We start from the raw sequence: 2,245 nt of genomic DNA, 5'->3' as shown, positions 1-2,245 counted from the left end.
GGTCCCGCCGGGCGAACTGGAAGGCGACCGTGGTCGCGACCGTTGCGTGCCCGCAGTGCAAGTCCCCGAAGCTGCCGCACGCCGCCTGCTCCGTCTGCGGCACCTACAACGGCCGCCAGGTTCTCGAGGTCTGACCTGGACGCCGAGTGACGCCCCCGACCCCAGGTCGGGCGGCGCGCGCATCCTGGCATTCGCCCGGTGCTCCGGCTCCCTCCGACGCCGGCCGGTCACCGGAGAGCCGCCAACCTGAGCTGGCCGCCACCCTGCCCGCCGTGGCGGGGCCGGTCGTGTTGCTCGATGTCGGCGGCTCCCTGGAACCCCGCCCGGCCACCCTCGCCCGGCACGCCGTGCTCGGCGCCGCCTACGCGGCGGTGGCCCACTCGATCGCCGCGCCCCGGGTCGGGCTGCTCTCGGTCGGCACCGAGGCCGGCAAGGGCGACCGGGTTCGCCGCGCCACCGACCCGCTGCTCGCCGTCGAACCGCTGCCCGGTGGGGCGCACTACGTCGGTCTGGTCGAGGGGTTCGACGTGGCCCTCGGCGCGCGCGCCGATGTCGTCGTCACCGACGGGTTCACCGGTAACGTGCTGCTGAAGGCCATTGAGGGCGCGTACGCGATGGCCGGCGGCCCACCCGCGCAGGGCGGCGCCCCCCGCGCGGCGGCCCTGTTGGGTGTCGTCGGGACGGTGGTCGTCTGCCACGGGTCCGCCCGCGCCGACGACGTCGCCTCCGGCATAGCTCTCGCCGCCCACCTGTGGCGGCGGCGCGCCACCGATCTGGTCTCCGCGTTGCTCGACGGCAACGCCGCGACGAATCGCACCGATCGCTCCACCGACACCGAGGTACGCACATGAGCAACGACAAGCGGCGGCGGGCGTCCGTCGGTCACCTGGAAGCCGCCTTCGGCGTGAGCCTGGAACCCGAGCTGCTCCAGCGCGCGTTGACCCACCGGTCGTACGCGTACGAGAACGGCGGGCTGCCCACCAACGAGCGGCTGGAGTTCCTCGGCGACTCGGTGCTCGGCGTGGTGATCACCACGGCGCTCTTCCACAACCACCCGGATCTGCCCGAGGGGCAACTCGCCAAGCTGCGGGCCAGCGTGGTCAACATGCGGGCGCTCGCCGACGTGGCCCGCGGTCTGGGCCCGGAGGGGCTCGGCGCGTACCTGCTGCTCGGCAAGGGTGAGGAGACGACCGGTGGCCGGGACAAGGCGAGCATCCTCGCCGACACGCTGGAGGCGCTGCTCGGCGCGATCTACCTGCAGTACGGCCTGGACACCACGGGGATCGTCATCCACCGGCTCTTCGACCCGCTGATGGCCGAGTCGGCCGGTCGCGGCGCCGCCCTGGACTGGAAGACCAGTCTCCAGGAGTTGACGGCGGCGCTCGGGCTGGGCGTGCCGGAGTACCGCATCGAGGGCACCGGCCCGGATCACCTCAAGACGTTCACCGCCTGGGTGGTGGTGGCCGGCAACCGGTACGGCGGCGCGGAGGGGCGCAGCAAGAAGGAGGCCGAGCAGCGGGCCGCCGAGGCCGCCTGGCGCACGCTCGCCGAGCAGAACGACCAGAACGGCGACGATGGCCAGGATGGTCGGGCCGGCGACGACCGCCAGAACCAGCCGACCGACCGGGACGACGCGGCCGACCGGGGTGAGCCGTTCGGGCCGCTGGAGCGTGCCGAGCGGGCCGCTTCGGCCGAGCAGGCCGACCACCTGGCGCAGGCGCTGCCGGCCGGAGGCGCCGACGGCCACGAGACGGGGCCGGCGCGTGCCTGAGCTGCCCGAGGTGGAGACCGTCCGGCAGGGGGTGGCCCAGTGGGTCGTCGGCCGGCGGATCGCCTCGGTCGAGGTCCGTCATCCGCGTGCGGTCCGCCGGCACGCTCCCGGCGACGTGCACTTCGCCGACGTGCTCGCCGGCCGGACGGTGCTGGACGCCCGCCGTCGCGGTAAGTACCTGTGGCTGCCACTGGACAGCGGTGACGCGATCGTCGGGCACCTCGGCATGTCGGGTCAGCTGCTGCTCCAGCCACCCGGCACAGTGGACGAGACCCACCTGCGGGTCCGGTTCCGGTTCAGCGACGACGGCCCGGAGCTGCGCTTCGTCGACCAGCGCACGTTCGGTGGGCTCTCGGTGAGCGAGGGCGGCGCCGAGTTGCCCGACGAGATCGCACACATCGCCCGCGACCCGATGGACCCGGAGTTCTCCGACGCGGCGTTCGTCGCGGCGCTGCGCCGCCGGCCCACCGAGGT

2 protein-coding genes and 2 pseudogenes are annotated in these 2,245 nt (G+C 74.0%); all 4 read left to right on the top strand.

Translation table 11 applies throughout. The features are described from left to right. Positions 1–134, top strand: a 134-nt coding sequence (gene rpmF / locus KBX53_RS30350; protein ID WP_210863127.1) for a 50S ribosomal protein L32, incomplete at its 5' end; no start/stop codon positions are given. 87 nt (positions 135–221) lie between these two features. Further along, positions 222–851: pseudogene (locus KBX53_RS30345) on the top strand (phosphate acyltransferase PlsX); the annotation flags it as partial. Then, positions 848–1,564: pseudogene (rnc, locus tag KBX53_RS30340) on the top strand (ribonuclease III); the annotation flags it as partial. The pseudogenes KBX53_RS30345 and rnc, both read left to right, overlap by 4 nt. A gap of 199 nt (positions 1,565–1,763) precedes the next feature. Continuing rightward, positions 1,764–2,245 (top strand): DNA-formamidopyrimidine glycosylase family protein (locus tag KBX53_RS30335; RefSeq protein WP_309140891.1); only part of this gene is annotated, 482 nt, incomplete at its 3' end.

Source organism: Micromonospora sp. M51 (assembly GCF_018070305.1).
Taxonomy (GTDB): domain Bacteria; phylum Actinomycetota; class Actinomycetes; order Mycobacteriales; family Micromonosporaceae; genus Micromonospora; species Micromonospora parva.
Note: the sequence above shows the minus strand (reverse complement) of the source record. Positions and strands in the feature narration are given on the sequence as shown.